General features: G+C 70.0%; 21 protein-coding genes. 10 read left to right on the plus strand and 11 right to left on the minus strand.

All coding sequences use genetic code 11. The features are described 5' to 3' along the window. Window positions 1–225 precede the first annotated feature (225 nt). Entirely contained in the window at window positions 226–654 is a 429-nt protein-coding gene (locus ACFQ6X_RS33390; RefSeq protein WP_383187259.1) for a nucleoside deaminase, read from the minus strand. Beyond that, complete coding sequence (locus ACFQ6X_RS33395) at window positions 651–1,514, minus strand: TIGR03619 family F420-dependent LLM class oxidoreductase (RefSeq protein ID WP_383187260.1); 864 nt, start codon at window positions 1,512–1,514, stop codon at window positions 651–653. The genes ACFQ6X_RS33390 and ACFQ6X_RS33395 overlap by 4 nt, the downstream gene beginning before the upstream one ends. 94 nt (window positions 1,515–1,608) lie before the next feature. Here ACFQ6X_RS33395 and ACFQ6X_RS33400 point away from each other — a divergent pair, with 94 nt between their 5' ends. Further along, the gene (locus ACFQ6X_RS33400; RefSeq protein WP_383187263.1) at window positions 1,609–2,079 is read left to right on the plus strand and encodes an Lrp/AsnC family transcriptional regulator; all 471 of its coding nucleotides are present in this window, start codon (window positions 1,609–1,611) and stop codon (window positions 2,077–2,079) included. A 277-nt stretch (window positions 2,080–2,356) separates the two neighbouring features. On the opposite strand, the gene ACFQ6X_RS33405 is transcribed toward ACFQ6X_RS33400, so the two are convergent. The 7 genes from ACFQ6X_RS33405 to eccB all read right to left on the minus strand — a co-directional run bounded on the left by ACFQ6X_RS33405 (window position 2,357) and on the right by eccB (window position 9,576). Beyond that, on the minus strand, window positions 2,357–2,656 hold the full coding sequence (locus ACFQ6X_RS33405) for a WXG100 family type VII secretion target (RefSeq protein WP_329206812.1): 300 nt from the start codon (window positions 2,654–2,656) through the stop codon (window positions 2,357–2,359). Window positions 2,657–2,717: 61 nt separating this feature from the next. Continuing rightward, window positions 2,718–3,071: a WXG100 family type VII secretion target gene (locus ACFQ6X_RS33410; protein WP_383187266.1), complete on the minus strand. Its 354-nt coding sequence runs from the start codon at window positions 3,069–3,071 to the stop codon at window positions 2,718–2,720. A 77-nt stretch (window positions 3,072–3,148) separates the two neighbouring features. Continuing rightward, a complete protein-coding gene (locus ACFQ6X_RS33415; RefSeq protein ID WP_383187269.1) occupies window positions 3,149–4,402 on the minus strand; it encodes a S8 family serine peptidase in 1,254 nt (417 codons plus the stop codon). 25 nt (window positions 4,403–4,427) lie between these two features. Continuing rightward, the gene (locus ACFQ6X_RS33420; RefSeq protein WP_383187271.1) at window positions 4,428–6,185 is read right to left on the minus strand and encodes a hypothetical protein; all 1,758 of its coding nucleotides are present in this window, start codon (window positions 6,183–6,185) and stop codon (window positions 4,428–4,430) included. After that, a complete protein-coding gene (locus ACFQ6X_RS33425) occupies window positions 6,182–6,622 on the minus strand; it encodes a hypothetical protein (protein WP_383187273.1) in 441 nt (146 codons plus the stop codon). Before ACFQ6X_RS33425 ends, ACFQ6X_RS33420 begins: the two co-directional genes overlap by 4 nt. Before the next feature lie 165 nt (window positions 6,623–6,787). Further along, the gene (gene mycP, locus ACFQ6X_RS33430) at window positions 6,788–8,035 is read right to left on the minus strand and encodes a type VII secretion-associated serine protease mycosin (protein ID WP_383187275.1); all 1,248 of its coding nucleotides are present in this window, start codon (window positions 8,033–8,035) and stop codon (window positions 6,788–6,790) included. A gap of 11 nt (window positions 8,036–8,046) precedes the next feature. Then, window positions 8,047–9,576 (minus strand): type VII secretion protein EccB, encoded by a 1,530-nt coding sequence (eccB, locus tag ACFQ6X_RS33435; protein WP_383187278.1) that lies wholly within the window; start codon window positions 9,574–9,576, stop codon window positions 8,047–8,049. A gap of 183 nt (window positions 9,577–9,759) precedes the next feature. Between eccB and eccE the strand changes: the two genes are divergently transcribed. The 9 genes from eccE to ACFQ6X_RS33480 all read left to right on the plus strand — a co-directional run bounded on the left by eccE (window position 9,760) and on the right by ACFQ6X_RS33480 (window position 21,600). Beyond that, window positions 9,760–11,100 (plus strand): type VII secretion protein EccE, encoded by a 1,341-nt coding sequence (gene eccE / locus ACFQ6X_RS33440; protein WP_383187281.1) that lies wholly within the window; start codon window positions 9,760–9,762, stop codon window positions 11,098–11,100. Further along, a complete protein-coding gene (locus tag ACFQ6X_RS33445) occupies window positions 11,097–11,807 on the plus strand; it encodes a hypothetical protein (protein WP_383187283.1) in 711 nt (236 codons plus the stop codon). Before eccE ends, ACFQ6X_RS33445 begins: the two co-directional genes overlap by 4 nt. Window positions 11,808–11,891: 84 nt before the next feature. Next, complete coding sequence (locus ACFQ6X_RS33450; RefSeq protein ID WP_383187286.1) at window positions 11,892–12,125, plus strand: DUF397 domain-containing protein; 234 nt, start codon at window positions 11,892–11,894, stop codon at window positions 12,123–12,125. Window positions 12,126–12,463: 338 nt separating this feature from the next. Continuing rightward, window positions 12,464–15,454 carry an SCO5717 family growth-regulating ATPase gene (locus tag ACFQ6X_RS33455; RefSeq protein WP_383187288.1) on the plus strand — a complete coding sequence of 997 codons (2,991 nt, stop codon included), beginning with the start codon at window positions 12,464–12,466 and terminating at the stop codon, window positions 15,452–15,454. Window positions 15,455–15,651: 197 nt separating this feature from the next. Further along, on the plus strand, window positions 15,652–17,526 hold the full coding sequence (locus ACFQ6X_RS33460) for an ABC transporter substrate-binding protein (protein ID WP_383187291.1): 1,875 nt from the start codon (window positions 15,652–15,654) through the stop codon (window positions 17,524–17,526). Window positions 17,527–17,529: 3 nt separating this feature from the next. Further along, window positions 17,530–18,621 carry an ABC transporter permease gene (locus tag ACFQ6X_RS33465; protein WP_383187294.1) on the plus strand — a complete coding sequence of 364 codons (1,092 nt, stop codon included), beginning with the start codon at window positions 17,530–17,532 and terminating at the stop codon, window positions 18,619–18,621. Then, entirely contained in the window at window positions 18,618–19,538 is a 921-nt protein-coding gene (locus ACFQ6X_RS33470) for an ABC transporter permease (protein WP_383187297.1), read from the plus strand. Before ACFQ6X_RS33465 ends, ACFQ6X_RS33470 begins: the two co-directional genes overlap by 4 nt. Then, on the plus strand, window positions 19,535–20,596 hold the full coding sequence (locus ACFQ6X_RS33475) for an ABC transporter ATP-binding protein (protein ID WP_383187300.1): 1,062 nt from the start codon (window positions 19,535–19,537) through the stop codon (window positions 20,594–20,596). The genes ACFQ6X_RS33470 and ACFQ6X_RS33475 overlap by 4 nt, the downstream gene beginning before the upstream one ends. Beyond that, the gene (locus ACFQ6X_RS33480) at window positions 20,593–21,600 is read left to right on the plus strand and encodes an oligopeptide/dipeptide ABC transporter ATP-binding protein (protein ID WP_383187302.1); all 1,008 of its coding nucleotides are present in this window, start codon (window positions 20,593–20,595) and stop codon (window positions 21,598–21,600) included. The genes ACFQ6X_RS33475 and ACFQ6X_RS33480 overlap by 4 nt, the downstream gene beginning before the upstream one ends. Before the next feature lie 20 nt (window positions 21,601–21,620). Here ACFQ6X_RS33480 and ACFQ6X_RS33485 read toward each other — a convergent pair whose 3' ends face one another. Beyond that, the gene (locus ACFQ6X_RS33485; protein WP_383187304.1) at window positions 21,621–22,727 is read right to left on the minus strand and encodes an XdhC family protein; all 1,107 of its coding nucleotides are present in this window, start codon (window positions 22,725–22,727) and stop codon (window positions 21,621–21,623) included. 82 nt (window positions 22,728–22,809) lie between these two features. Next, on the minus strand, window positions 22,810–23,763 hold the full coding sequence (locus ACFQ6X_RS33490) for a bifunctional riboflavin kinase/FAD synthetase (RefSeq protein ID WP_383187307.1): 954 nt from the start codon (window positions 23,761–23,763) through the stop codon (window positions 22,810–22,812). Window positions 23,764–23,771: the final 8 nt, after the last annotated feature.

Here is a 23,771-nt window from a genome sequence, read left to right on the forward strand (position 1 = left end):
GTGGGCGGGGTACGGGTTGGAGGTGGCGCTTTTGGCGGGGGGGGGGGACGGGGGGCCTGTGGCGGGTGTCCCCGCCCGCCTCGGCGTGTGGGGCTGCGCCGGGGACGGGAGAGACTCCGGAAGCCCGGCATTCTCGTAACGGCTGCAGGTTCTGCCCAGGTCATGGGCTTCGTCGTGACGGAGGGCCGCCCGGCACCCGGCCACCACCCGGGGGATGGACAGTGCTCAGCGGTAGTACCCCTCGACCACGGCCCGTACCTCGTCGAGCAGCGCGGGACCGTGCTGTGGCACGGGAGGCTGGCCACTCCCCGGCCTGATGTCCAGGAGCTGGTCGTTGGACAGGGCGTACACCACCCTCCGTAGCCCGGCCCGCTGGATGGCTGCCTCGCACATCCCGCACGGCTGACAGCTGGTGTACATCGTGGTGCCCGCCGCCGTGGCCGGGTCCAGCTCCCGCGCGGCCCACCTCGCGAGCTTCAGCTCCGGGTGCGCCGTGATGTCCTTGTCGGTCAGGGTCGTGTTGTGTTCCTCGGCCAACACGGTGCCGTCCGGGCCCGCCAGCAGCGACCCGAACGGCGGGTCACCGCCCTCGCGTGCCGTGGCCGCGAGCGCGATGGCCTGTCTCAGGAGGGCGTGGTCGTCGGGTGTGGTCATGACTGCTCCGTCGCAGGGAGGGGTCGGTGGAAGTGCGCGGCCACTGTGGCGAGTGCTTGTCGCGCCGCCTGCGGGTGGCAGGTCTCGCGGGGGTCGCCGTTGTAGGGGTCGAGGACAACGGTCTCGGCTCCCAGCAACCGCAGCTGTTCGAGGTCGTCCATGATCTGGTCGATCGTGCCCTCCCCGGCGAGTCGTTGCGGTCCGCTGACCGGAGCCGCAGTGGGTCTGAGAGCAATCCGGGGTGCCAGGGCGGGCACGGGAAGGTTCTGCTCCTCGGCTGACGCCTTCAGCCTGACCGCGGCTTCGGACAGCCACGGCATGGTGCAGCGCAGCGGGTGCCATGCGTCCCCGAGTTGCACGGCGCGGCGCAGTCCCGCGTCGCTGTTGCCGCCTACCCACACCGGGATCCTCCGCTTCCCGTAGTCGGCGGTGTCCGCCCAGGCCGCCCGCATGTCCCGTAGGTGACTGTCGGTCAGTCGCCCACGGCGTTCGAAGGGAATCCCGAGGGCGGCGAACTCCTGCCGTGCCCAGCCCACCCCCATGCCGAGGACCAGACGGCCACCGCTCAGTTCGTCCAGGTTGGCCGCCATCCGGGCGGTGAGCAGCGGATGCCGGTAAGGAGCGATGAGGACTGTCGTACCGAGCCGCACCCGGGTGGTGAGGCCGGCCAGCCAGGACAAGGTGGTGAAGGGCTCGTAGAAGGGCGCCGGATACTGCGCGGCGACGTCGGGCGTGATGGCGATGTGGTCAGAGACCATCAGCAGGTCGAAGCCCAGGCCCTCCACGGTCTGAGCCCAGTTCCGCAGGGCTCCCGGGTCGGTACCGGGCCCGAAATTGAGGACGTTGACCCCGATCTTCATGCAGATCAGCCTAGCCAGGCCACCGGGGCCGCCAGAAGAGATTCCTGCCTGTTCAGGGACAGTTGGCCCGTGGATACGCCGGTAATCTGGACGGATGACCGAGAATCTTGACTCCACGGACTGGGCGATCCTGGATGAGCTTCAGCGGGACGGCCGGATCGCGTTCACGGAGCTGGCCCGGCGGGTGAACCTCAGCGCGTCGGCGACGACGGAGCGGGTGCGGCGCCTGGAGGCGACCGAGGTGATCACGGGCTACCGGGCGCAGGTGCACCTGGAGAGGGCCGGCTATGCGGTGCTGGCAGTGGTACGGCTGAAGTACCCGGGGAACCGCCACGAACCGCTACGCAGGCTGCTCGGGGAGCGCCAGGAGATCCTGGAGTGCCTGCGCACCACCGGGGACGACTGCTACGTCCTGAAGGTGGCAGCCACGTCGATGGCCCACCTCGAGGAGATCGTCGACGCGCTGGCCGAGTTCGGGAGCACGACCACCAACCTCGTCCTCAGCCGGACGCTGGAGGCCCGCGGCCCGCATGAGCCTCGGGCGAGTATCCAGGCCATCCTTTGAGCGATCACCATCCGTCCGGCCTCGCTGGTTAGTGACCGCCTGGAACAGACGCCGAACGGCGGCCCTCCGTCGGCCACGCTCAGCCGCTGCCCACCGGGCGGCGAAGCTGCCCGAGGCGCCCGGAGTTCCTGACCGGCCGGGCCTGGATACCTCTCTGCACCGCACCGGCAGTGGCCGTGGCAGTGGCCGTGGCAGTGGCAGTGGCCTCACGACACAGGTCAGGGTGGGCACCTCCCGTGCGTGCCCACCCTGACCTGTTTGTTCTCTGCTGCGAGTCCTACTCGAAGTTGGCCCGCGCCCGCTTGTCACCGGCCTGGTAGGCGGTACCGGCGTCGCGCACCTTGCGGGAGATCTCGGCCAGGGCCGTCTGAATCCCGGTGGCGTCGCGGTCCCAGCCGGCCTGCGCGGTGTCGTACGCCGACTTGGCCTCGCCCACCCAGAGCTCGGAAACGCTGGCAACCATCCGCTTGATGGAGGCAAGGTCTTCCTGAAGCTGCCTGCCCTGCCTGTCGATGTCCGACGCGGCCAGTTCCAGGCTCGCGTAAGTGACAACCATCGTGCCGTCGTTGGTCGACATACGGTCCTCCAGTTCAATCTAGTTAGGTGTGATGGCCCGTACGCGGTACGGGTAAGAAGGCTTAGAAGTTGTTCATTGCCGAGGTCCTGGCCTCGGTACCCCCGGAGTGGCCGGCGACGACGTCCACGCCCTGGAGGGCCTGCTTGATCTCGTCTTCGGTGTTGCCCGAGATGGTCCGGGCCGCCTTGATCGCTTCCTGGAAGTTGACCAACCGGGTGGCGATGTTGCCCATCTTGAGGTTGATGTCAGCCTGCTTGGCGTTGAAGGCGGTGGCGCCGATTCCCTTCCACGCGCCTTCCAGGCTGTCGATCGTCGCCTGCAGCGTCTTCAGCTGGCCCCTGACGGACTCGAACCGCTTGGTGAGCTCGCCCTCGAGCTTGAGGAGGCTGTCATCTGAAAGCTTCTGATCTGCCATAGTTCTGGCTTCCTTCCTGGTTCTCTTGTTCGACCCGGCAATCTCACCGGGCGGTGCGTATGAGGAACTACGGTCAGTCAGGCGGTACGGCGCTTGCGCACGAGCGCGAAGGCGCCGCCGCCGAGCACGAGCACGACCGCCACTCCGCCGAGGATCAGGCCCAGTTGGCTGTCGTCGTTCTCGGAGCTGGAGCCTGCCAGGGCAGCGTCGTCAGCCTTCTTTTTCTTGTCAGGCTGTGACGAAGCTGGTGCAGACGGGGCGGCTGAGCCCGCGGAACCGGACGTCTTCTCCTTGGTGAGAGGGCTGATGTCCGGGGCGCCGGGAGTTCCCTTGCCCTTCAGGATGTTCATGGAGGGGCGGATCAGGCCGTGACCGAGGTACTTGCTGAGCGTGCCCTTTTCCCAGTCCCGGCCAGCGGTGTCAAAAAGTACATTGAGGACCTGGTTTGCAGTCCAGTCCGGGTGGGCGGACCACACCAGGGCTGCGGAAGCGGAAGCGATGGCGGTCGCTGCACTCGTTCCGCCGTCTCCGTCGCAGTATTTCCGGAAGGTCTCGTCGCACCAGTACGGGATGTCGTTACCTGGGGCAGCGATATCTACGATGTTCCCGTTTTGGGAGTACTCGGCGACCTTGCCATCCCGATCTGCCGAGGAGACACCAACAACCTGCGGGTACGCGGCTGGATATTGATCCTTATTACTTTCCTCGGCGTTGTTCCCCACGCCCGCAAAAAACAACTTCCCCTTGCCCTGCGCGTACTCGACAGCTTCTCGTTCTTTTCGGCCTGCAAAATCACTGGCGAATGACATATTAATGATCTGCGCATCACTATCTGCTGCAGCTCGGATAGCATCTGCAGTGTCATTCGCATTCACCGAATGCTCATTCTGGAATTCGGTATCGGTGATCCGCACCGGAATAATCTTCACATCTGGAGCGAGGCCTCGAAGGCCCCCGCCTGCTCCTGTTCCAGCAATCAGCTCAGCCATGGTGGTGCCATGCCCGCGATAGTCGTCGTACTCGTCACCCTCAGCGCCTGTAGCGTCAAATCCCTTGAGGACCTGACCCTTCAGGGACGCCGTCGACGAGTTCACGCCGGAGTCAATGACAGCAACTTTCACGCCTTCGCCCGTGGAGATCTTCCACATCTCCTCGGCCTGCATTGCGCTGAGGTACCACTGCTTGGACTGCGCGTCTGCGGCGACAGCAGATGGAGCAGCCCCCGCGAATCCCACACCCCAGACGGCGGCCACAGCCATCGTGCCGAGCAGGCGTCCTCTCGTTCCGAGAGGCGTACGGCGCTTCCGGGTCTGGCTCATTCCTGCTGTCATCCTGACTTCCGAACCTTCCCTGTACCTACTCGATCACCGGCGGTGCGACTCCACGCCGGCCGGCCTCCCACGTCTCTCTGTCTTCCGTCAGGTAGTCCGGGCGCGGGGTGCCCCCGTCCTGGTCCTCATCCTCGGAATCCCTCCGACCCGCCGGGCCACGCACGAGGCCCGCGCCACCGGCCGTGAAGCCCTTCGAACCTGCACCAGATCCCACAGCGCCGCCGCGGGGTGTACCCACAACTCCGTTGGTGCTGGGAGTACCTCGCCCACCAGGGCGGGAGGCGCTGCTCGACCCACCGGCTCCGACGACACCACGCTGGCCGACGCCGCCGACCGGACCGCCCGGTCGTGGCGCACCCCCGGCTCCGATGACCGTGCCGCGCGGGACACCACGAGCGCCCCCTGGCGTAGCACCGCCCGGGACGGCGCGCTGCGGGGTCCCGCCGACGATGCCGGTCGCTGCCCGGCCGACACGCGGTCCGGTAGCTCCGGACGTACCCCCATGGCCTGCAGCCATGGGCCTGCCGCCAGTGACACCGGACCGACCGGCAGTGGGGGGCTGCGGCCCTCCACGTCCGGAGGCTGGGCCCCCGCTCACAGGTGCAGGACGCCCCACCGGAGGCCCGCTACGACCGTTCGTCGCAGGGCCGCCGACCGTGGGGCCACTTGCTCTTGGCCCGCCGAACCCGGTCTGGCCAACGGCTTTGGGCGCGCCTGTTGCTGCCTGGGGCACCCTGGAGCTGTTGGTCACCGGGTTCACGAAACCGGTCGCCATGGGCGGTGTCAGATTCGGACCTCCCACCGGGCCGACAGGACCCGTGGGAGCAGGAGTTGGAGAGGGACCTGAAGTGGTCACGGGGGCTGGCGGTGTGGCCACACTGTTGATCTCCGTAGAGATGCTGTTGCCAACCACCGGAGACACCGAACCGGGTGCCTCACGAGGCACACCGGCTGAGCTAGAGCCCAGGCCACCGGTAGCCGGACGCTCCGCTACGGCTTGGGCGCTTCCGGAGCCTGAGCCTTCCGAGGAGCTTCCCGATGCCGGGCCGCTTCCCTCACCGACGTAGCCCTGCGGCTTGGGCATCGCAACATCAAGTTGCTTGTCGAACCGCGGCGGTTCCTGTGCCGCCAGCGTCTCCTCCGAGACCGCGTAGTACGAGGCCAGCCGGTTCGCCTGGTTGATGGCCTCCTGGCGGTCCTTCTCGACCTTCAGCGCCGCCGCGTACTCCGGGTTGCCATCGATCCGCTTCGGGGTCTCGATCTCGTCGGGGGACTTGCGGTTCAGGCGGGTGTCGCGGGGCGGGAGGGAGTTGCGTACCGAGGCGAGGCCCGTGCCCGCGACCGTGATCTGCGTGCCGGCCGTCTGCGCGAACTCGCCCAGCTTCGTGGCGTGGGCGACCAGGCCGTTGCCCCAGTCGCGGAAGGCGGTTCCCGACTCGCCCTCCCAGTCGACGGCCTTGATGAAGTCGCTCAGCTCCTTGGCCGCGTCGTTGATCGCGGTCCTTGCCTTCAGGAGTGCCTGACCCGCCTCCTCGAGGTGCTCCGGGTTGGAGTTCTCGATCAGGTCGATCATCGCGTTGAGCTCATGGCCCTCGAAGGAGGTCCGGCCTGAGGAGCCGGAGCCCCCGAAGCCGAACGCCTCCATCACGCCCTGCATCTGGCGCGTCACGTCCGTGACGATCAACTGCCCCTGGACGCGCTCCTGGTCCTGCTGCGCCTGCTCCGCGGGAGTCAGTTCCGGCTTTGCCTCGGAACCCGGTTCCGGCTTCTTCGGTTCGCTCATTCGGCTGCCCATCCCGCGTCGTACTGCTTGTCGGCGTTCTGCTCAGGCTTGGCCGTCTTCTCGGCCGCGGCCTTCTCGCGCTCCGTGTCCAGGCGTGTCTGGATCTCGTAGAACCGCCGCCGCGTGTCATCGTCCACGTTGTCGAAGCCCACGGCCGCCGCGTGCACGCCGAGGCTCAGGTACTCGATCTGGTCGCCCAGCGACTTCGAGAGCGTGACGAGCGACTCGTGGACGCGGTTGTACTGGCTGTAGAGCCCATCCGCCTCCGCGAAGCATGCGTTCTGGCCACTCAAGGAGGTACGCGACACCGTCTGTGCCGCAACCTTCGACTTGCCGGCCGCCGAGCCTTCCAGGTCCGTCAGCAACGCGTTCACACGCTTCTGGAACTGCTCGAGGGCTCCTACTCCACGCCGGAGGTCCCCGTTGCCTTCGCTCACGTTGCTGCCCTTCCCCGATTCCCCGTTTGCTCAGTCCGTTTCGCGTTGCTATCGCACCCACGTGAACAGCACTGGCCCCACAACATCACTCTAACCAATGGCACTGACAGGTCCAACTGTCTTGTCCATCACGTAACTTCCCTCACGTAACCGGCCGCCCGGACGTCACACGGCGCCCGGTCGGCCCTGCCGTCGTCGTCTGTCGCGTACGGCAACTGCGGCACCCGCGATGGCCGCGACCAGGACTCCTCCGCCCACCACGACATAGGTCGCCAGCCGGGCGTTGCGTTCGTCCGCCGTCTCGCCCAGGTGGAGTGCGGCAGGGACGGGTGCCTCGCCCTTGCTCACGCCCTCGTGTGCCACCGGCTGCTCGATGGGCTTGTCGTCCTCGGTCAGGGCGCGCACCGGGTCGACGACGCCCCAGCCGACCAGGCGGTCGTGGCCCGCGATCGAGCGTTCCGCCGTCTGCTCGATCTGGGCGACGATTTGCTCCTGCGTCCAGTCCTGGTGCTTGGCCTTGATGAGGGCCGCGACTCCGGCGACGTACGGGGCCGAGAAGCTGGTGCCGTTGTCGGCGCAGTGTCCGCCGCCGGGAACCGTCGAGATCATGTCGACGCCGGGGGCCGCGATGCCCACGAACTCTCCGGACTGGGAGAAGGCGGCCCGTTCGTTGTTGCGGTCCGAGGCGGCCACGGCCAGGACACCGTCGTAGGAGGCCGGGTAGGTCTCCTTGACGTTGCCGCCCAGTCCGTCGTTGCCCGCGGAGGCGACGATCACGATCTCCTTGGCGAGGGCGGCGTTCACCGCCTGTTCGAGGAGGGCTGTCGGCTTCACCGCGTTGGCGGTGTCCTGGGAGATGTTGATGACGTCCGCGTTCGCCTCGTCGGCCGCGTAACGGATGGCGGCAGCCAGGGTTTCCGCGGTCCCGTGGCCCTCGGCGTCGTTCTGCTGGATCGGGATGATCGTCGCGTCCGGGGCCAGGCCGGTGAAGCCCGTACCCTTCGCCTCGCGTGCGGCGATGATGCCGGCGACCTTGGTGCCGTGGCCGACGATGTCGGTGGTGCCGTTCTCCTTGCCGCGCTCGAGCTTGTTGCCGCTCTCGTCCTTGAGGTTCTTGTCCAGCAGGTTGCGGCCGCTCCCGGTGTCCACGGCCTTCGTGAGCTGGGGGTTCTTGACGTCGACGCCCGTGTCGATGACCGCCACCCGTACGCCCTTGCCGGTGGACTGCTCCCACAGTTCGTCCATCAGCACGCGTTGCAGTGCCCAGGGACGGCCCACGTACTTCTTCGCGGGGAAGGTGCACTGGGTGGAGTCGTCCGCGGCGGCGGGCAGCGCCGGCAGTGTGACGAGGAGTACGGCAGTGGCGGCCGCGGCTGTCAGCAGGCGCCGGCGGCAGGAGGGGTGCGTGGTCACGTGGTCGCTCCTCACGAACCCTGCGGCTGGCGGGCGGCACCGGTCGACAACCGGGGGCCCGTCGGCAGGAAGGTGGACCAGGCGGCGGGAACGGGGGCGGGATCGACGTCCTTGTACCCGAGCCGGTTCTGCGCCTGCTGTGCCTCCTGCTGCCTCTGCTTCTCCTCCTTCGTACCGGACTCACCGATGCCGGAGTCGTCCTGCACGCTGTCGCCGTTGGACTGCATGGCGTAGCGCAGACCGGTGTCGGTCACCAGGAAGAGGGGCCCGGAGTCGGGGCTGGAGCCCTTGAACTGCCGGAAGAGCAGGCCGGATCCGGGGGTGACGTAGGCGCTGCTGGAGCCGGAGGGGAGCGTGGCGGGAAAGCCCGTGCCCGCCCAGGTGCTGAGCGTGCTGGCACCGTCCTTGTCCGAGACGCCGCGCAGCACGTTGCACACGGTGTTGCGGCTTCCGCTCTCCGTGCTCGCGGAGTTGACGGGTGTCGGCTCGCTCGTGGGCCAGTTCCTCTCCTGCCCGAACGCCGCTCCGGGCTCGAACGCGCCGGCGCTGACGTGCTTCGCCTTGCCGTCCTGACCGAGGTTGACCAGGGCACGGCTGCTGAGCAGGAGCTTGGCGACGAAGTCGGACACCGGGGCGACCCGGCCCCGCAGGACCACGTACTGCTGGGTCCTCGTGCCGGACGTCGCCGCGAGGACCATGCCCACCTTGTTGTCCTCGGGCTGCAGCTTCCCCGGAACACCCGCGTCGGTACCGGGAGTTCCCTCGATGGCCGGGAAGGTGACCTCGTCCCCCTTGTGCAGGGTCTCCAGCCAGTCGGCGGACACCCGCTGGGGGTCGCGGTCCTGGCCGACGAGGGTGCGCAGCAGCAGCTCGTCCTTCTCCACCGCGTACGCGGTGCCCGTGGCGTCGGCGATGTAGCGGGTCCTGTCCGGTCCCGGGCCCTCGACGTACATCAGCTCGCCGCCCTGCAGCTTGCCCGCGCCCTCGGTCTTCTTCTGCTCGCGCTCCGCGAAGAGGAACGCCGCCTTCTGGATGGCCCTGCCGCCCTCTCCGGGCCGCTCGCAGACCGCCCAGCGCTTCATGGAGCCGGCTTCGGCCTTGTCGGGCAGCCGGTCCGGGGCGTACGGGATGCCGAGGGTCGCCCCGTGCGGGATCTTGCCGCTGTCGAGGACCGATTCGTCGACGTTGATGACGGTGCCCTTGTCCGGGGCGAGGAGGAGCTTGGCGCTGGACATGTTCAGCACGGGGTGGAGCTGTGTCTTGCCGTCGGTCTTCAACACCACATAGCGGGTGGTGGACTTGCTGGCGATGATGACGTTCTCGTAAGGGGTGTCCCATTTCTGGGGGGCCACGGGCTTGAACATCCCCCAGGCCCCGAACACCGCAAGGGTGACCGCGCCGACGATCACTCCGGGCACCACCGCGCGAAGAGGGCGAGGTGCACCCTCCTCCGAGCCGGACGGGTGGGGCTGCAGGAACTGTGCGACCAACCTCCGCTTCGCGAAGGTGTAGGCATTGAGTTCGTCCCGCCGTGATGCCATGTGCGCGCTGCCCCTTCTCCCCAGTGGGCGACCAGGTTCCCACACCCGCCGTGGACCGCTGCCGCCGACCGGGACCCCTACTATGCCTGTTGGTACTTGGCTCTCACTGCTCAGGTAGGGTGATCGCCCGATCAACGCCCGTGAAAAAAACGGTAAATACGGACACGAGGGGGCAACGCGGCGATGGGTGCAGCGACGGGGGAGCGCACGAGGCGGTCTGCCCACCGAACGCCCGGCCCTTCCCGGCGGCAACGCAGCAACGGGTCGGACGGCACAGCTCCCCATCAGTCGGCGGACGCCCCCGCTGCGGCCACACTCCACTCGATCTCGAGGACCAGCCGAGTCGGGCCCGCGCTGCGGCAGATGGTCCTCGTCGAGGCAGCCCTGGCCGTCGCCGTCGTGGGTGCCGCGCTCGGCGGCGCGTGGCTGATCCCCGCCGGCGTGATCGCCTGTCTGCTGATCCTTCTCGCGGTGGTACGCCGCCGGGGCCGGGCCGTGCAGGACTGGCTGTCGACCGTGTCGTCCCTCCGCCGACGCAGGCGGACCGCCGCGGCGCCCCCCGCCGAGACGGAGCCGCAGCTGGCTCCGGTCGCGGAGAACGTGCCGGGATTCGCTCCGTACATCTATGTGGACGGCGCACGCCGCACGGTGGGCATGGTCGGGGACGGCACGTTCCTGACCGCGGTCGTACGGGTCGAGGCGAGCGGTGAATCGCTCCGCCAGGCGATGGGCGCGCGAGCGCTGCCGCTGTCCCTCCTGGGCGACGCGCTCTCGGTGGACGACATCGTGCTGGAGTCCGCGCAGCTCGTGCAGCAGGTGCGCCCCGCTCCGGCGCCGCACCTGCCGGAGCGGTCGGTGGCCAGGCTCTCGTACGGCCCCCTCCAGGACCGGACCGGGGCGCCCGCGCTGCGGATGACCTGGGTGGCGGTGAAGCTGGATCCGGAGCTGTGCCGGGAGGCCGTGGAGGCACGCGGTGGCGGGATCGGAGGAGCGCAGCGCTGCCTGGTGCGGGCCGCGGACCACGTGGCGAGCCGTATCACCGGCGCCGGGTTCCGGGCCTCGGTACTGGACCAGGACGAGCTCAACTCCGCCGTGGCGACGTCCGCTTGTGCCAGCCCCATCCTGTCGGCCCGTGCGGGCCGCCCGGACGTGCAGGCGCAGCGGCGGACGATGGAGACCCCACGGGTCTGGCGCTGCGACGACCGCTGGCACACCACGTACGCCGTGGACCGGTGGCCCGAACTGGGCCGCGGAGCCACTCCGCTGCCGCGGCTGGTCTCGCTGCTGACCTCGGTCCCGGCGTATGCGACGACGTTCAGCCTGACGGTGCGCCGCGGTACGCACCAGGGGCATGTGTCCGTACGCGGCCACGTACGGATCACCGGCGGCTCCGACACCGAACTGGTCGGGGTCCGAAGGACATTGGAGCAAGCCGCCCGGCATGCCGGGGTCGGCCTCGTACGGCTGGACCGCGAACAGCTGCCGGGCGTCCTGGCCACGCTCCCGCTGGGAGGCGCGCAGTGACGAAGCACATCGCTCCGAGGCGCGGGCTGCTGGGTCCCCGTCATGCCGGCCACACCCTTGCGGCGGACCACCTGGGCGCGCTGTCGTTGCCGGTGGGCGACGACGGGGTGATCATCGGCGACGACGCCGAGGGCCGCCCGCAGATGATCGGGTTCCATCGGCCGGCACCGTACGACGTCCTGCTGATCGGCGGTCTGTGGACCGCGCAGGTGCTGGCACTTCGCGCTGCCGGTACGGGTGCGCGGGTGGCGGTCGAGACGGGGCGTACCCAGGCGTGGACCACGCTGGCGCAGGCCGCGGGTGCCGGTCTCGAGTGCATCTCCCTTCATGACGTGGGCCAGGTCCCGCCGACCGGAGCGACCGTGGGCAGCCCGGTGCTCGTCGTGCGGGACTGCGGTATGCGCCCGCCCCGTGGCCGTGTGGTGTCCTCGCCGTGGCAGTCGGTGCTGACGCTGCTGCCCTATCTGAGCCCCGTGGCACCCCGGTTGCTGCGTGCGTCCACGCTCGTGGGCATCCAGCGGGTCTCGCCGGCCGAGGCGGAGCAGATCGGCAGGATTCTGGGGCTCGCACGCGCCGAGAGCGAGGCCCTGCCCACCCTGGCGGACGGTGTCACGCTCTGGGTGGCGGGCCGCGAGCGCCACTGGGTGATGACCAGCGCGACGGACGTGGAGAGCGGACTGCTGGGCTCTGCTCGCAGGATGGACTGATTCCTGGCTCGTTCGCACCCCCTGCTCGCCGCTTTTCAGGATCATGGCGAGGGAACGACACAGTTCGACCGAAGGGACGTGCGCATGGGCACCCAGCAGGAAAAGGACGAGCTCTACGCTCTCGACATCTCGGATGTGGAGTGGCTGAGCGCACCCGGCACCGAGGACGTCGAGGAACGGGTCGAGATCGCGCACCTCCCGAAGGGTGCGGTCGCGATGCGCTCCTCGCTGGATCCGGACACCGTGCTGCGGTACACGGAAGCCGAGTGGCGTGCTTTCGTACTGGGCGCACGGGACGGTGAGTTCGACCTCACGTAGGCGATGGCGCGGGTGGAGGGAGGCTGTCCGCACCGGGCCGCCACCCTCTCGCCAGGTCGCTCCGTGTCCTGTTGTGTGACGAATCGACCGCTTCTTCCTTCGCTTTCCGCCGTACTTGTTTCACTTGATGGCGGGGCGTGACCTACCGGACAGTTCTTCCCGTGCGGTACGGCCTGCCGTAGTGCGCCCGATGGCGATTAGGGTGGGTGGGGGCGTGACAGAGGAACCTGAGGGCAGGCACTGCGCGTCGCAAGGGGGAGAGCCGGGCGGATCGGACAACGGGAACGGTCGCCCCCACCCCCACGGCACAAGGGTGCTCGACCACACCAGGAGGCAAAGTGAACGGCGATCGGGACGAGATCCGCGGGGGATGGAACACACCCGTCGACGAGTCGTCCGACGCGGAGCCCGCCGAGATGACGGGTGAGTTCACCATCGACTACACCCCGCCCGCCTGGTACACCCAGAACGCGGCGGGTGACTCGTCCGGCGGGGCGGGGTCGCACCTTGCGCCGCCTCCCCCGCCGCAGGGGGCGCCGGTGTCCGTGCCCGGACTGCCGTCCGGCGGCGGATTCGAGCCCAACTGGTCGCCGGGTCCGCCCGCGCCGGCCGAGCCCGCGCCGGCCACGGCGCCCGCACCGTCCTCCTCACCCTCCGAGCCCGGTCCGGTGGCTTCCGCCTCCGCTTCGGCGGGCCCCGAGGGTACGGACGGCGCGAGCGGTGCCCCCGACCCGTTCGGGGGCGGCGACCTGGAGAGCGGTTCGACGATGCGGTTCTCCGCCGCTTCGCTGAAGCGTGAGATCGCGGAGCGCGAGGCGGCGGCCGAGGCCGAAGCCGCGGCTTCGGGTGCTTCCCATGCCGAGGGCTCCGGCAGTGCGGCGGAGCCCGCGGCTCCTGCCGCCTCGTCGGAATCGGCGGACGCGGCCGGGGACGACTCAGGGCACACCGCCGCTGAACCGTCTTTGGTGAGCGGCACGGGCACGGGGGACTCCGGGGAGTACGTGGAGCCTGGCGCTGACGCGTCCGCCCCGGCTTCCGGCGCCTCGTCCGACCCGGACACCGACCCGGCCCCTGTCGCGGACTCCGCGTCGGCCTCCGACGACGTACAGGCGACGGATCCGACGCAGACCGACGGGCCCTCTGACGCCGTTACGGACGCGGTGCCCGAGGACGCGCCGTCCGCCGCAGCCCTGCCCGCCGCGGAGCCCCAGGACGCGCCGCCGTCGAACGTGCCGGCTCCCTGGTCCCCCGCGCCGCCCCCGCAGGGCGCCCTCCCGCCGCTGCCGCCCGCGTTCCAGCCGGCCACACCGCAGCCCGGTACGCCCCAGCCGGCGTCGCAGTGGCCCGCGCAGGCGTCCGCGCCCGCGCCCACGCCCACGCCCACGCCCACGCCCGCCAACGAGGCGCCCGGCGGATACGGATTCCCGCAGGCGCCCGCGCCCCAGCAGCCCGCTCAACCGGTTCAGCCGCTGCAGCCCAACGCCCCCGCACCACAGGGCGGTTACGGGTTCCCGCAGACGCCGCAGCAGCAGTACCCGGGACAGGGCGCACCCCAACTGCCCCCGGGCCAGGGCGAGGCCCAGGCAGCCCAGGGCGGCTACGGATTCCCGCCCCAGGCCCCTCAGGCACCCCAAGCTCCCCAGCCGCAGCAGTTCCCCGCGCAGGGCGCCCCTCTCCCGCCACAGATCCCTCAGCACCCGCAGATCCCGCAGCAGCCGGTCCAGGGCACGCCGAATCTTCCGGCCCCTGTGGTGACCCCGCAGCCGCCCGAGCCCTACCGGCCGCAGGCCCAGCACCAGGCCTACCCGCCCCAGCAGCCCGGCCCCCAGGCCCCGCCCGTCGACCCGCGCGCCGGAGCCGCCTGGCCCACGCCGGTCACCCACGACCAGCGCGAGCGCTCCGTGCCCGGCGCCCCGCTCGGTTACACGGCCGCCGTGGAGCTCTCCTCCGACCGGCTGGTCCGGGGCAAGCAGAAGGCCAAGAGCAGCCGCAACCCCTCCAGCGCCGCCCGCTTCAAGCTGGGCGGCAAGAAGGAGGAGCTGGAGCGTCAGCGCAAGCTGGACCTGATCCGCACACCGGTGCTCTCCTGCTACCGGATCGCGGTCATCAGCCTCAAGGGCGGTGTCGGCAAGACCACGACGACCACCGCGCTCGGCTCGACCCTGGCCACCGAGCGGCAGGACAAGATCCTCGCCATCGACGCCAACCCGGACGCCGGTACGCTCGGCCGCCGGGTGCGCCGCGAGACCGGGGCCACGATCCGCGACCTGGTCCAGGCGATCCCGTACCTCAACTCGTACATGGACATCCGCCGCTTCACGTCGCAGGCGCCCTCCGGCCTGGAGATCATCGCCAACGACGTGGACCCGGCCGTCTCCACCGCCTTCAACGACGAGGACTACCGCCGGGCGATCGAGGTCCTCGGCAAGCAGTACCCGATCATCCTCACCGACTCGGGCACCGGCCTGCTCTACAGCGCGATGCGCGGTGTGCTGGACCTCGCCGATCAGCTGATCATCATTTCGACGCCGTCCGTCGACGGCGCGTCCAGCGCGTCCACCACGCTGGACTGGCTCTCGGCGCACGGATACGCGGACCTGGTGCAGCGGTCCCTCACGGTCATCTCCGGGGTCCGCGAGACCGGAAAGATGATCAAGGTCGATGACATCGTGCAGCACTTCGAGACGCGCTGCCGCGGTGTCGTGGTCGTGCCCTTCGACGAGCACCTGTCGGCGGGCGCCGAGGTCGACCTCGACATGATGCGTCCGAAGACCCGCGAGGCGTACTTCCACCTCTCCGCGCTCGTCGCGGAGGACTTCCAGCGGGCCCAGCAGCAGCAGGGGCTGTGGACGTCGGACGGCAGCAACCCGCCGCCGCAGTACGCCCCGCCGATGCCCGGTCACCAGACGCCCGGTCAGCAGGCGCCGGGACAGCAGCAGTACGCACCCCAGCAGCCCCAGCAGCCGTACCCCGGACAGCCGTATCCCGGACAGTCCGCACAGCCGTACCCCGCGCAGCCCCAGCCCGGCCAGTCCCAGCCGCCCTACCCCCAGCAGCCGTACGGCGGCCAGCAGCCTCCGCACCAGCAGAGCGCCGCGCCCCAGCAGCCGTACCCGCCGCAGCCCGGCCCGGCCGTGCAGCAGAACGGCTGGCAGCAGTCGCTGCCGTCCCAGGCGCAGTCGGGGGCGAACCCGGCCGGCCCGCCTCCGGCACCCGCGCACGCCGATGGCCAGGCAAGTCAGCCCGGTCAGCCCGAACTGCAAGGTCCCGTTCCACCGGCCGGCTGGCAGCAGTACCCGCCGCAGCCTCCGCCAGCGCCTCAGCAGTAAGGCAGTAGAGGTCTAAACCAATGAGGGCTCGCACCGTTCCCACGGTGCGGGCCCTTCTTGCATTCCCGCAGCCCACACGCGGTTTGACCCACCGTTGACGCGACTCGACCGCCGCTGATAAACCTTCGCTTCACCAGCTGGCGAACCAGAGATCTGCCCGCCTTCACCGTGCGAGTCATGACGCGAGGTCCACGTCCATGGTCACAAGATTCCCACCACGCTCCTCCCGCCCACGCGGCCGCCTGCGTATCCTTCTCGCCTCCGGGGCCGCCGCCTTCGCGCTGGCCGCCGGATCGGTCGTCCCCGGTAACCCGCTCGGCCTCGCCCCGCAGGAGGCGCAGGCCGCCGACGGCAACTCGACCCTCACGGTCGCGGTCGCACAGAGCGTCGACTCCCTGAGCCCGTTCCTCGCTCAGCGGCTGCTCTCCACGAGCATCCACCGGCTGATGTACGACTACCTCACCAACTACGACGCCAAGGACAGCCACACGATCCCCGGGCTCGCCACCAAGTGGGAGGCCTCGGCGGACAAGCTGACGTGGACGTACACCATCCGGGACGACTCGAAGTGGTCGGACGGCAAGAAGGCGACCGCCGAGGACGCGGCCTGGACCTTCAACAAGATGATGACCGACGAGGGCGCCGCCACCTCGAACGGCAGCTTCGTCGGCAACTTCAAGACGGTGACCGCACCGAGTCCGGACAAGCTGGTCATAGAGCTGAAGCAGCCTCAGGCCACGATGACGGCGCTGGATGTGCCGATCGTCCCCAAGCACGTCTGGGAGAAGGTCGGCGACTTCTCGAAGTTCAACAACGACACGAAGTTCCCGATCGTCGGCAACGGGCCGTTCATCCTGACGGACTACAAGGTCGACAGCTATGTGAAGCTGAAGGCCAACAAGGACTTCTGGCGGGGCGCGCCCAAGTTCGACGAGCTCGTCTTCCGGTACTACAAGGACCAGGACGCAGCCGTCGCCGCCCTCCGAAAGGGTGAAGTTTCCTTCGTCGCCGGCAGCCCGAGCCTGACGCCCGCGCAGGCCGACTCGCTGAAGACCGCCGAGAACATCAAGGTGAACGACGCCCCCGGCCGACGCTTCTACGCACTGGCCACCAACCCCGGCGCGCAGACCAAGGACGGCAAGAAGTTCGGCGACGGGCATCCGGCGCTGCTGGACCAGAAGGTCCGTCAGGCGCTCTTCATGGCCGTCGACCGCACGACCATCATCGACAAGGTCTTCCAGGGCCACGCCATAGAGGGTGAGGGCTACATCCCGCCCCGCTACGGCTCCTACTTCTGGAAGCCGACGGCCGAGCAGAAGCTCGCCTACGACCCGGCGAAGGCCGGTGCCCTCCTCGACCAGGCGGGCTACAAGAAGAACAAGGCGGGCAAGCGGGCCGGCAAGGACGGCAAGCCGCTCGACTTCCGCATCCTGTGCCACGCCACGGACCCGAACGACAAGGCGATCGGCAAGTACCTCCAGGAGTGGTGGGGCGACCTCGGGGTCGGTCTGAAGGTCGACTGCCGCGACAACGTCTCCGACCCCTGGTACGCGGGCGAGTACGACCTCGCCTTCGACGGCTGGTCCGTCAACCCGGACCCCGACTTCGTGATGTCGATCCACACCTGCGCGGCGCTCCCGTCCAAGGCGAAGGAGTCGGCGGCGACCGACAACTTCATCTGCGACAAGCAGTACGACGCGCTCTACGCGAAGCAGCTCGCGGAGTACGACCCCGCCAAACGGGCTGACCTCGTCAAGCAGATGGAGTCGCGGCTGTACGACACGGGGTACATGAATGTCATGGCGTACCCGAATGCTGTCGAGGCCTACCGCACCGACCAGATCAAGTCCATCACGACGATGCCCTCCGACGCGGGGAACATCTTCGGCCAGGACGGTTACTGGAGCTGGTGGTCGGCGGTCCCGGCCTCCGGTGCGTCGGGCGATTCGTCCGGCGACAGCGGCAGCTCCACCGGAGTCCTCATCGGTGTCGGAATCGCCGTAGTCGTCCTCGCCGGTGGCGGGCTGCTGTTCGCCATGCGTCGTCGTTCCACCGCGGAAGACCGTGAATAGTCCATGAGCACAGAAAGCACTCCCGCGCTCCTGAAGAGCGCGGCGGGCGTGGACGCTGTGCAGACCGACGGCCCGGCTCCGGCCGGGCCGTCGGCCCGCAGTCCGCGTGCCCGCAGCACGACCGCCTATCTCCGTTATGCGGCGGGCAAGCTGGCCGGTGCGGCCGTTTCGCTGTTCGCCGTGCTCGTCACCAGCTTCTTCCTCTTCCGTCTGATTCCCGGCGACCCCGTCAAGCAGATGACGGGCGGCCGGCAGGTCTCCACCGAGCAGATCGCCGCGATGCGCCGGGAATTCGGGCTGGACCTGCCGCTCTGGCAGCAGTTCACCGAATACTGCGGCAAGGCCCTGACCGGGGACTTCGGCACGTCCTACCAGTTCCGCGCGCCCGTCATGGACAAGATCTCCGAGGCGCTGCCCGCGACGCTGCTGCTCACCGGCACCGCCTTCGTGATCTACACGGCGATCGGCATCTGGCTGGGCGCCAGATCCGCCTGGCGCAACGGCTCGGCCGGGGACCGCTTCCACACCGCCTTCGCCCTGACGCTGTACTCGGTGCCCTCGTTCTGGCTCGGCCTGCTCCTGATCGTCACCCTGTCGGTGGGTATCGGCCCGATCCCGGGCCTCTTCCCGACGGGCGGCATGGAATCGGGCAACTCGAGCGGCTTCGGCTACGTCCTCGACGTGGCCCACCACCTGGTGCTGCCGGTCGTCACCCTCGTCGCCGTCGAGTACGCGCGCACCCTGCTGGTGATGCGCTCCTCGCTGCTCGACGAGATGGGCAGCGACTACCTGACGACGGCACGGGCGAAGGGGCTGCGCGACGATCTCGTACGCCGCCGTCATGCCGTGCCGAACGCAATGCTGCCGACCGTGACCCTGCTCTTCGTCAACCTGGGCAACACGGTGGCGGGAGCGATCCTGGTGGAGACGGTGTTCTCCTGGCCCGGCCTCGGCGGGCTCTTCTACCAGGCGCTGAGCGTGCCCGACCTGCCACTGGTGCAGGCGCTGTTCTTCGTCTTCGCCGCCGCGGTGATCCTGATGAACACGCTCGCCGATGTGATCTATCCGCTCCTCGATCCCCGGGTGGGCCGATGACGACCACGACCGACGCGGTGAAGACCATCAGCCCGCGCGCCCTCACCTGGACCCGCAGGCGTGTCGCCACCGCCCGCTTCTGGCGCGAGTACCGCAGCCACCGGGCGGGCCTCGCCGGCCTTGCCGTACTCGCGGTCATCGCGCTCATCGCACTGTTCGCCCCGCTGCTGGTGGGAGCGGACTCGCAGAGCGTCACCCAGGCACCGGGCGGTCCTCTGGAGTCGCCGAGCGCCGAGTTCCCGCTCGGCACCGACCAGTTCGGCCGCAGTCTGCTGGCCCTGCTCGTATGGGGGACGCGGGTCTCGCTGACCGTCGGCCTCCTCGCGGCGTTCCTCTCGGTGGCCATCGGGACCCTGGTGGGCATCACGGCCGGTCACTTCAAGGGCTGGTACGGGAACGTCGTCATGCGGATCACCGACTGGTTCCTGGTGATGCCGACCCTGGTGCTGGCCATCGCGCTGGCCACGGTGCTGTCGCGGTCGGTCTGGACGACGATCCTCGCCATCGGCGTGACGACCTGGCCGACGACCGCGCGGCTGGTCCGTGCGCAGACGCTGTCCGTGGAGTCCCGTCCCTACATCGAGCGCTCCAAGGCGCTCGGCGGGGGCCACGGCCACATCATGTCCCGTCATGTCCTGCCCAACGTGATGCCGCTGGTGCTCGCACAGACCACGCTGGTGATCTCCACGGCCATCCTCACCGAGGCGACCCTCGCCTTCCTCGGGCTCGGCGATCCGACGATCGTCTCCTGGGGCGGGCTGCTCCAGGACGCCCGTGAGGCCGGAGCGGTCAGCTCCGGCAACTGGTGGTACCTCGCTCCGCCCGGACTCGCCATCGCGGTCGTCGCCCTCGCGTTCACGCTGTGCGGCCGCACGATCGAGACCGTGCTCAACCCCAAGCTGGGGGTGACCCGTTGACCGCTGTGAAGACAGAGACCGTTACGGAGCCGGAGACCCGGCAGCCGTTGCTCGACGTCAGGAACCTCCACATCACCTACGGCACGGGAGACTCGGCCGTCCCCGCCGTACGCGGCGTCGACCTGCGGGTCGAGGCGGGCCAGAAACTCGGCATCGCCGGGGAGTCCGGCTGCGGGAAGTCGACGCTGGCGCTCGCGCTGCTGCGGCTGCTGCCGGCGTCCGCGACCCTGAGCGGTGAGATCCTGCTGGACGGCGAGGACATCCTCACCATGAAGTGGGGCCGGCTGCGCGCCGTGCGCTGGGCGGGGGCGTCGATCGTCTTCCAGGGCGCGATGCACTCGCTGAACGCCGTGCACCGGATCGGGGACCAGATCGCCGAGCCGATCCTGCTGCACAAGAAGGCCACCCCGGCCGCCGCGCACAAGCGGGCGGGCGAACTGCTGGAGCAGGTGGGGCTTCCCGCCGCGCGGGCCGACGCCTACCCCCACGAGCTGTCCGGCGGGCAGCGCCAGCGCGTGATGATCGCCATGGCACTGGCCTGCGACCCGCGGCTGATCATCGCCGACGAGCCGACCACCGCACTCGACGTGATGATCCAGGCGCAGATCCTGCGGCTGATCGAGCAGCTCGTCGCCGACCAGGACCTCGGGCTCATCATGATCAGCCATGACCTGGCGGTGCTCTCCGACACCTGCGACCGCCTGTCGGTGATGTACGCGGGCCGGATCGTCGAGGAGGGGCCCGCCAAGCAGGTGTACGAGAACGCCAGGCACCCCTACGGCAACGCGCTGTCGGCCGCCTTCCCGCGCATCGGCGACCTCTCCTCCCGGCACGCGCCGCGCGGTCTGCCGGGCGACCCGCCGGACCCGTCGGCGCTGCCGTCCGGCTGTACGTTCCATCCGCGCTGCCCGGTGGCACTGGACTCCTGCGCCACCGAGGACCAGGAGCTGCGGGACGCCGGGCAGGACCGGCGTGCGGCCTGTGTGCTGGTGGAGCCGGGTGCCGTCACGGCGCCCGGTCCGCAGGACGGCGCCGACAAGGCAAGGAGCACGTCATGACCACCACTCCCCCGGCTCCGCTGCTCAGTGCGGAGGCCCTGAAGGTCACCTTCCCGGGCCGGCGCGGGGCGGCGACGGCACGCGCCGTCGACGGGGTCGACCTCGACATCCGGCCCGGCGAGATCGTCGCCCTGGTCGGCGAGTCGGGCTGCGGCAAGACGACGCTGGCCCGCTCACTGCTGGGCCTCGTACCGCCCACGTCGGGCCGGGTCACGTTCGGCGGCAAGCCGCTGGACTACGCGGGCCGCGCCCTCAAGGCGTACCGCAAGCGGGTGCAGCTGGTGCTGCAGGATCCCAGCGGCTCCCTCAATCCGCGCCACACGGTGTACGACGCGGTGGCGGAGGGCCTGCGCATCCACGGGTACGCGGGGGACGAACAGGCGGCCGTGGCAGGGGCGCTGGCCCGGGCGGGGCTGCGGCCCCCGGAGCGGTTCTTCCTCCGCTACCCGCACGAACTGTCCGGCGGCCAGCGCCAGCGCGTCGTGATCGCGGGCGCACTGGTGCTGGAGCCGGAGCTCATCGTCGCGGACGAGCCCGTGGCCTCACTGGACGCGTCCGTGCGCGGCGAGATCCTGGCCCTGCTGCTGCGGCTGCGCGACGAGCTGGGTCTGTCGGCGCTGGTGGTCACGCACGATCTGGGTCTGGCGTGGAACATCGCGGACCGGGTGGCGGTGATGTATCTGGGCCGCATCGTCGAGACGGGCGACGTGGAGCAGATCCTCACGGCACCCCGGCACCCGTACACCCAGGCGCTGCTGTCGGTGCTGCCGGAGGCCGACGGCGAGCCGGTGATCCTGACCGGGGAGCCGCCGGACCCGTCGAAGGTCCCCTCGGGCTGCCGGTTCCATGCGCGCTGCCAGGTCCTCGCCTCCGGCGAGGCGGAGCGTGCGGGGGTCGCGGACGCGTGCCGTACGAAGGATCTGCCGGTGCTGGAGGGCGGCGACCGGACGCAGGTCGCGTGCCACTGGGCGGCGGCGACCGCGGCGAGCCCGGCCGGCGTGTGACGGCATGCCCGGGAGCGGGGTCAGGGCCGGTGGTGGTGGATCGTCCCGGTCAGCTCGCCCAGCGGGCGCCCCGTTCCGCCCCAGCGGTGCTGGATGATCTCGGCGGCGATGGAGACGGCCGTCTCCTCCGGCGTACGGGCTCCGAGGTCCAGGCCCACGGGTGAGGCGAGGCGGGCCAGTCCCGCCTCGTCCACCCCGGCCTCGCGCAGCCGGGCGATCCGGTCCTCGTGGGTACGCCTGCTGCCCATCACGCCGATGTACGCGGCGGGCGTGCGCAGCGCCGCGGCCAGCAGGGGCACGTCGAACTTCGGGTCGTGCGTCAGCACGCAGACGACCGTGCGCGCGTCCACGGCGGTCGACTCCAGATAGGTGTGCGGCCAGGCGCAGACGACCTCGTCGGCCGTGGGGAAGCGTTCCCGGGTGGCGAAGGCCGGACGGGCGTCGCACACCGTCACCCGGTAGCCGAGGAAGGAACCGATCCTCGCGGTGGCAGCCGCGTGGTCGATGGCCCCGAAGACGAGCATGCGGGGTGCGGGCGCGTACGTCTGGACGAAGACGGTCACGTCCTCCATGCGGCGCTCGCCGTGCGCGCCGTAGCGGTGGCTTCCCGTGGCTCCCTGGGCGAGCAGTCCGCGCGCGTCGTCGGTGACGGCCGCGTCGAGCCCCTCGCTGCCGAGCGAGCCCGTGACACGGTCGGCCAGGACCACCCGGCGGGCGCCGGTGGGTGCCGCTCCGGACACCACGGTCGCGACCGCGACCCGTTCTCCGGCGGCGACGGTGTCGACGAGCTCGCGCAGCCGGTCCCTGTCGTCCGCCGTGGTGTAGGGCTGGACCAGGACGTCGATCGTGCCGCCGCAGGTCAGTCCGACGCCGAAGGCCTCGTCGTCGCTGATGCCGTAGGTCCGCAGCCGGGGGCTGCCGGTGGCAAGTGTCTCGGTGGCCACCTCGTACACATCGCTCTCGACACACCCGCCGGAGACGCTGCCCACCACTCTTCCGTCGGCGGTGACCGCCATCACCGCGCCGGGGGCACGCGGCGCGCTGCCCCGTACCGCCACGACCGTGGCCAGGGCGAAGGGCGTGCCCGAGTCGTGCCAGTCACGCAGTTCCGACAGCAGTTCACGCACGGTGCGGACGTCCTCCCGGCTCGACGGGTCCTACCCCGACGATGCCTCGGTGGGACGGCGCGCGCACCGCAGGAGGTGGGTCTCAGGCCCGTTCGTACGCTGCGGTCAGCTCGCTGGAGCGCTTCACGTCGGCGGCCATCGCCACGAGCAGGTCGTCGATGGAGTCGAACTTCAGCATGCCGCGTACGTACGCGAGGAAGTCCACCGCCACGTGCAGCCCGTACAGGTCGAGGCCGACCCTGTCGATCGCGTACGCCTCGACGGTCCGCTCCGTGCCGTTGAACTGCGGGTTCGTGCCGACGGAGATCGCGGCGGGCATGGCCTCGCCGTTCACCGTCAGCCAGCCCGCGTAGACGCCGTCGGCGGGGATCGCGGTGTGCGGCAGGGTCTCCACGTTCGCCGTCGGGAAGCCGAGCTCGCGGCCGCGCTGCGCGCCGCGCACGACGATGCCCTCGACACGGTGCGGACGGCCGAGGATCTCGGCGGCCCCCGCCACATCGCCCTCGGCGATCAGCCGGCGGGTCAGGGTCGAGGAGAACGGCTCGCCGCCGCCCGCCTCGCCGCTCACGAAGAGATCGATGACCTCGACGCTGTAGTCGTACGTGGCACCGAGCTCGGTGAGCAGAGCGACGTTGCCGGCCGCCCGGTGTCCGAAGCGGAAGTTCGGGCCCTCGATGACCAGCTGCGCGTGCAGCTTGTCGACGAGGACCTTCACGATGAAGTCGGCGGGTGCCAGCTTCGAGAAGTCGGTGGTGAACGGCAGGATCAGCACCGCGTCCACACCCAGGTCCGCCATCAGCTCGGCACGCCGGTCGTGCGGGGCGAGCAGCGGCGGGTGGCTGCCGGGGCGTACGACCTCGCTGGGATGCGGGTCGAAGGTGACGACGACGGACGGCACGCCGAGCGCGCGCGCCTGCTCCACGGCCCGGCCGATGATCAGCTGGTGTCCGCGGTGCACCCCGTCGTAGGAGCCGATGGTGACGACGCTGCGTCCCCAGTCCTCGGGGATGTCCTCCAAGCCACGCCAGCGCTGCACTGTGACCG

Origin of the sequence: Streptomyces sp. NPDC056452 (genome assembly GCF_042796085.1) — a bacterium.
In the GTDB taxonomy this organism is placed as follows: Bacteria; Actinomycetota; Actinomycetes; order Streptomycetales; family Streptomycetaceae; genus Streptomyces.